The 6119-nt window shown below is 43.9% G+C and carries 7 protein-coding genes; 3 read left to right on the forward strand and 4 right to left on the reverse strand.

The features are described from left to right. Positions 1-38 precede the first annotated feature (38 nt). Positions 39-1493, forward strand: coding sequence for a serine/threonine protein kinase (locus QT974_RS07925; protein WP_333467969.1), 1455 nt, complete (start codon positions 39-41; stop codon positions 1491-1493). Between the two features lie 156 nt (positions 1494-1649). Here QT974_RS07925 and QT974_RS07930 read toward each other — a convergent pair whose 3' ends face one another. Further along, positions 1650-3329, reverse strand: a complete 1680-nt coding sequence (locus tag QT974_RS07930; protein WP_333467970.1) for an NB-ARC domain-containing protein — start codon at positions 3327-3329, stop codon at positions 1650-1652. 173 nt (positions 3330-3502) lie between these two features. Here QT974_RS07930 and QT974_RS07935 point away from each other — a divergent pair, with 173 nt between their 5' ends. Next, complete coding sequence (locus QT974_RS07935; RefSeq protein WP_333467971.1) at positions 3503-3709, forward strand: hypothetical protein; 207 nt, start codon at positions 3503-3505, stop codon at positions 3707-3709. Positions 3710-3790: 81 nt separating this feature from the next. Continuing rightward, the gene (locus QT974_RS07940) at positions 3791-4120 is read left to right on the forward strand and encodes a late competence development ComFB family protein (protein WP_333467972.1); all 330 of its coding nucleotides are present in this window, start codon (positions 3791-3793) and stop codon (positions 4118-4120) included. Positions 4121-4130: 10 nt separating this feature from the next. On the opposite strand, the gene QT974_RS07945 is transcribed toward QT974_RS07940, so the two are convergent. From QT974_RS07945 to def, 3 genes are all read right to left on the reverse strand, one after another. Continuing rightward, on the reverse strand, positions 4131-4727 hold the full coding sequence (locus QT974_RS07945; RefSeq protein WP_333467973.1) for a TerD family protein: 597 nt from the start codon (positions 4725-4727) through the stop codon (positions 4131-4133). Between the two features lie 179 nt (positions 4728-4906). Then, on the reverse strand, positions 4907-5476 hold the full coding sequence (locus tag QT974_RS07950; RefSeq protein ID WP_333467974.1) for a TerD family protein: 570 nt from the start codon (positions 5474-5476) through the stop codon (positions 4907-4909). Between the two features lie 55 nt (positions 5477-5531). Continuing rightward, the gene (gene def, locus QT974_RS07955; RefSeq protein ID WP_333467975.1) at positions 5532-6065 is read right to left on the reverse strand and encodes a peptide deformylase; all 534 of its coding nucleotides are present in this window, start codon (positions 6063-6065) and stop codon (positions 5532-5534) included. Positions 6066-6119: the final 54 nt, after the last annotated feature.

A 6119-nucleotide genomic window follows, 5' to 3' on the forward strand; every position in this document is an offset into this window, starting at 1 on the left:
CACAAAATAAAAACAGCAATATTTATAGATCGAGCTTTATGCAAAAAAATCATCAGCAGGGAGAAATTATTGGCGATCGCTATTCTATCCTATATATTTTAGGACAAGGCGGCATCGGCATTACCTACGCAGCAGAAGACTTGAAAACTGGTGAAAAAGTCGCCCTGAAAGCTGTATCGCTGCGGCGAACTGATGACCTCAAAGTGCTAGAACTCTTTGAACGCGAAGCTCGAATTCTCGCACAGGTTCAACATCCAGCAATCCCCCGCTATATTGACTATTTTGAAGTTGGTAAGCGTCGCGATCGCTTTTTTTACCTCGCTCAACAATTAGCAGATGGACAGTCCTTAGCACGGTTAATCGAAAATAGCTGGCATCCGCCTGCAACAGAAGTTCGTTGGATGGCAAATCAAATCTTAGATATTTTGGTCTATTTGCAGCAGCTTGTACCCCCTGTGATTCACCGAGATATTAAACCACAAAATATCATTCGTCGCGATGACGGGCAGCTTTTTTTAGTAGATTTTGGAGCCGTGCAAGATGTGTATCACCAAACTATTACTGGGGGCAGCACTGTTGTAGGCACTTACGGCTACATGGCTCCAGAACAGTTTCGAGGAAAGGCTGTTTTGGCTACTGATTTATACGGATTGGGAGCTACCATAGTTTATTTGTTAACCAGTAAAAGTCCTACGGATTTACCTCAACGCAAACTCAAAATTGATTTCCGTTCTCACGTCCGTATTAATAAGCAGTTTGCCAATTGGTTGGAGCGGATGATAGAACCTGTAGCAGAAGACAGATTTAGTACAGCGAAAGAAGCATTAGCTGTCTTGCGGGGTGAAGAGCCGTTGACTCGTCCAGCAGTCCTAAAACCCCGTCAAGTTATTGACAGTCCTGTCACCCTAAAAAATCAAGATAACGAATTGATTATAGATATTCCACCTGTTTGGTTAAGCAGTATTTATAGTCAATATTTTGCATTAATACCTTTAGTTTGGAATGCACTCTCATTCCCAGCTATCTGGCTAACTACAACAACTTTTGTGTTATTTGCATTTGGCTCGTCCCCTTTGAACATTATCTCTCTATTCTCAATTGTATATAATTTGTTATTTTGGTCTCCTCGTTCCGCTGTCATTTTGATATGGCTATGGGTAGGGGTTTTTTGGATAGTTGGTTTGTGGGTTTTGTGTGTTTATTTATTAAGAATTTCATCTCGCACTAAAATAGATATCGATCGCCATAATTTCGGCTTGCAGCGTTGGTTTTTGGGAATGCGTTACAAAAATATCCAACTACGCAACAAGGAAATTAGCGATGTGGGACTTCAGGGAATTGGTCTGTCAATGAATAAAGCACCTATCACAGTGTGCGTGCTAAAGTGGAAATCCCGCAAGTATAAATTCGGTACGTTTTTGACAGAACCAGAAAAAGCATGGTTAGTAGCCGAAATTAAAGATTTTCTGGAGAAACAACAATCTAACAGTTGACAGTTGACAGTTGACAGTTGACAGTAGTTCTTGGCTAATACCTCAAGCAAACAAAAGTTGACTAAATTCCTCCCCAGTCGGCGACCGACGACTTTCGCTATGAGACAGGGGTTTAAACCCCTGGCGGGTTATGGCAACTCGTGCAAAATGTCAGATCTATCGAATTGGAATATCTCGCCATTCATCACTGTCTATCTCAACCTCTAAGGCTTTGAGGATTTCTACTAAATTGCGACTGAGATATCCTAATATTGGCAGGGCTTTCCCTCGCAGCAATGGCACAATTTGTCTCAGATCGCTCCCAACTTCACAGCCGAGATTTATCATTAAACTGTCTTTAAGTCGCGTCACTATCCAGTAATTTAGCTCGGGATTAGATTGGTTATTTGGCTGCGGTTTAATCAGTGCGTATTTTCTTAAAAACTTGAATGGTTTAATATCTTTACTCTCGATCGCACTTTCAATCTCATCAATTACCTGTTCGATGAACTCTTCAGCAACATATTTCATCACCATGGGCTGAAGCGTGAAGGCAATACCGTTCGGTTCTGCTATTTTATCCAAGAGCGATCGCCTTTCGAGCGATACCAATGTTTCCATTAACTGCGATGGCGTTGGAGGTAACACAAAATTTGCTCTTAATTTTGACAAACATACTGGCTGGCGCTCGATCGCCAGCCAATACATGACATCTTTTTCCATTGGCGACAGCCGACTTACCTGTTCCTTCAACAGCGTCCGCAGTCGATCGCCCAATACCACCGTATTTTGACTCAAAAATTCCTTGATATTCCCCGCAAATACCTCCTGAATCATCGTAGCGATCGCTTTTAATGCTAGCGGACTGCCACCGTAAAGCTGAATCAAGCTTTTCAGTCCGATTTCCGAACCCGAAAAACCTTTATCCTGGAACAAAGCTACAGCATCCGCATCCTGTAATCCCCGCAGTTGCAAGCAGCGGACAGGTGAATTTTCCCCTGACAGCGCAGCAATCTCATTAGGCTTCTCGCGCGAAGTCAGTAACAGGCAACTTTGATGGCGTTCCATCCCTACTCGCCGCAGCAACTCAGCATAATTTTCATAGCCATCTCGCCACTGTCTGGTAGCCAAAGTACGATCGCGCTTGCTTGACTCAGCAATATCGCCGCTACAGCCAAAAATTACCTCTGCCTCATCTAAAATCAGCAAACACCTGCGCTGTTTCAGGTATTCAATAACTTGGGATATCCCTTGATGAATATTGTCAAAAGATTGACTTTCTGACCCTTGGGCAAAGAATTTGAGCAAACTTCCCAACAGATTTTCGAGTGGTGGCATCGGCTTGAGACTCCGCCAAATCAAACACTCAAATTGCTCCTGAATTTGGTCTGCTACCGTCACTGCTAAAGTAGTTTTGCCAATGCCTCCCATGCCCAATAAAAGTATCAGTTTGCACCGATCTTTTACCATCCACGATTCTAACTGGCCGAGTTCTTCCGTGCGACCGTGAAAGCTTGGCACATCAGGCGCTTCTCCCCAATCTTCTCGATTTGAATTGGGGGATGGAGAAGTGGGAATGGGAGAGGGAAGTGCAACCATTTCGGTAGGTATATCTACTTCTTCAACTATATCCAAATCTGCGATCGCCTCCCAATCGCTAATGCCAACTGCGTGACAAATCGCTGTGAAACTCCCGCTTTCGATGGCTATCCCCCGCCAAAACCGCCTCAAAGTTGCCTGAGACGTGTGAGCATCTTGCCACCAAGCCATGGTTCGGGTTTTCGTCCACCCCTTTCTGTGGCGCGCGCGATCGACCCTTTCTAGTCCCTGTTGAGATGCCCTTATAGAGCCAGTCATACCTGTTATTTTGCCAGCGTGTTTATTCAATTTTGACTCACCTCGGGCGATCGCGAACTTGCAACTGAGTTCAAATATGAGTCCGTAACTGAGTCAAACAACCAATGCACCTCTGTCATTCTAGAAATAAGAGGAAGCCAAGCCTTAATAAATATTGACAGAGGTTAGAAGTTATGAATACCAAAACGACCGTTCTTGTAAAGTCCATTTCCAACTCTGTATCAAATAGCACCAGCTTGGAAGATCAGTTGACTGCTTTCGTCCAAAAATCCCTAGCTGACAGCTATTCTCAGGATCTTGATGCCAACCTGCAACAGCTTGATGCGGCATGGGAAGCCCAGAAATTGCTTTGGCAAATGCGAGATGACACTCAAGTTTGACCAGCGAATTCTCAGAAGCTGACTTTTTTTGCTGTAAACCTAACCGATAACTTTGGAGATTATTTTCAAGAGGTAAATCCGATGACAACTTTATTGCCCGATCGCATTTCGCGCTACTGTAATGTTCTAGAACCGCTGGTAACAGCGGAAGTGATGCGCCAGCTAGCAGAGTTGCCGCCCAACTTAGTGAAATATATCAAACCAGAGGAAGCGATCGCCTATGCACTCAATCGCTTACCACCTTTATATGCTACTAGCCAAGAGGGATGGAAACGGCAACAGGAAAAAGCTCAAACCGACTTAGCAAAGAACATTTTTCTCGCAGTACGCCAAGGTTTAGCAGCGGTTCAGCGAGACCCCTTAAAAGCTTCAACTCCTTTAGAAGATGAATTATCTTTTGAACACAATTGAAGTTGTTGATTCACCGCATAAACGAACCGACAACACCGTTCAAATCTTCAGACAAAGGATTTCCCAAAGCTTTAAATTTCCATTCGCCACCTTCCCGATAAACTTCTCCCATCAACATATTTAATTTTCCTTCATAGGAAGGGTCATTTGACAAGCGATAGCGAGCGATTTCTTTCCCAGTAGCATCTACAGCCCTCACGAAAGCATTTTGTACCATGCCAAAATGCTGTTTTCGGTTTTTTCCATCGTAAATATTTACGCCCAAGATAATTTTGTGATATTCTGCTGGCAAAGAACTTAGTTTCACAAATATTTGTTCGTCGTCGCCCTCTCCCTCTCCCGTGAGATTGTCGCCGGAATGAACCACGGTTTTGTCCTTAGACTCCAAATGAGAGTAATAAATTACATCTTCTTTGTAGTTTTTTAATTTGCCATTTTCTCCTAGCAGCAGAGCGTAGGAATCTAAGTCAAAATTTGCAACGCTGCTGGCGAAAAGACTTGTTTTAGCTTTCGCTACATCCCAGCCCAAAGCCATTGTCAATCGGGATAAGTCGAATTCGCTTTTGCTGAGAACGATCGATTGTCCCTTTGTCAAGTTGATAGCCATAGTTTGATTATTTGGTAAGGTTTGTCGTGCAATACAGTTCTGATAAAATGTAAGGTTTAAACCGCGCCTATACAAACAAAACTCGATATCAGGGGGGTTGAATAAGGGGGGATTGAAATTACCTGACTTTGTTTTTTTAGACGCGGTTTAAATCCTACGTCTTCTCTATTTCCTTACGATCAGGCATACTTATCTACAAAGCTTTGCAAGCCTGAATTGTAACCTTGTCCCACAGCTTGGAACCTCCACTCGCCATCTTTCTTGTAAAGTCTGCCAAACTCCACCGCAGTCTCCCGAGAAAAGTCCTCATCCAAATCGTATTTTGTAACTTCTGTGTTAGTAGTCGTGTCGTAAATCCTGATAAAAGCATTCCGCACTTGACCGAAATTTTGCCTTCTCGATTCCGCTTCGTGGATTGTCACCACAAACACAATCTCTTCTACCGCCGGATCGACTTTGGTTAAATCGACTGTAACGGTTTCATCATCGCCAACTCCTTCTCCGGTTCTGCTATCTCCCAGATGTTTTACAGAAGAATCCGGCGACTCTTTGTTATTGTAGAAAACAAAGTATTTTTCGCTGGTAATTTTACCAGCAGCGCCCAGCATAAACACGGAAGCATCTAAGTCAAATGCGCCTCCGGTGTCTGTAGCGTTGAGATCCCATCCCAAACCGATCCCGGCATTTTTCAGCCCTGGTGCTTCTTTAGAAAGATTGATTCTTCCGCCTTTCTCCAAGTTGATTGACATTTGCTCTCCTGTTCGCAACATCACTCTTCGTTACCGATCGCAATTATATCAATTATCAGAGGAGCTTGACAAATTGCTTTTGGTACTCATCCTCTGTCATCAGTTCTGTGGTACTTTCTACTCTGTCTAAAAACACGATGCCATCTAAATGGTCGTATTCGTGTTGAAAAATTCTGGCCACAAACTCTGTCAATTCTTGTCGGTGAAATTTCCCCTCTCTACAAGTGTATTCAATTTCGATCGCCCGGCTTCTCGGCACCAATCCCCGAATCCCCGGAATACTCAAACAGCCTTCCCAGTCTTTGGCTGTATCTGTTGATGCCGCGACAATCCGGGGATTAATCATGGCTGTCGGTTCCATGTGGGGCGCTTGGGGATACCGCAGGTTGGGACGGGATGCGACGATGAACAGGCGATCGCACATAGCCGCTTGAGGGGCCGCAATCCCCACTCCGTGCGCGTGTTGGACGGTAGAAATTAGGTTGTCGATTAGCTGTTGAATGCGATCGTCCTTCACATTCTCGACAACTTGCGACGGTTGGCGCAATACGGGATTTCCTAATTGTGAAATTTGCAATATTTCTGACATAGTTATTGGTTATTGGTTATTGGTTATTGGTTATTGGTTATTGGTTATTGGTTA

The sequence above is a fragment of the Microcoleus sp. BM001215392 genome (genome assembly GCF_036700185.1).
Classification (GTDB): Bacteria; Cyanobacteriota; Cyanobacteriia; order Cyanobacteriales; family Microcoleaceae; genus Microcoleus.

Coding starts and splice junctions, on each gene's coding strand:
- QT974_RS07940 (WP_333467972.1), top strand. CDS start 3,791: ATGACAACTTTATTGCCCGATCGCATTTCGCGCTACTGTAATGTTCTA.
- QT974_RS07925 (WP_333467969.1), top strand. CDS start 39: ATGCAAAAAAATCATCAGCAGGGAGAAATTATTGGCGATCGCTATTCT.
- QT974_RS07930 (WP_333467970.1), bottom strand. CDS start 3,329: ATGACTGGCTCTATAAGGGCATCTCAACAGGGACTAGAAAGGGTCGAT.
- def (WP_333467975.1), bottom strand. CDS start 6,065: ATGTCAGAAATATTGCAAATTTCACAATTAGGAAATCCCGTATTGCGC.
- QT974_RS07945 (WP_333467973.1), bottom strand. CDS start 4,727: ATGGCTATCAACTTGACAAAGGGACAATCGATCGTTCTCAGCAAAAGC.
- QT974_RS07935 (WP_333467971.1), top strand. CDS start 3,503: ATGAATACCAAAACGACCGTTCTTGTAAAGTCCATTTCCAACTCTGTA.
- QT974_RS07950 (WP_333467974.1), bottom strand. CDS start 5,476: ATGTCAATCAACTTGGAGAAAGGCGGAAGAATCAATCTTTCTAAAGAA.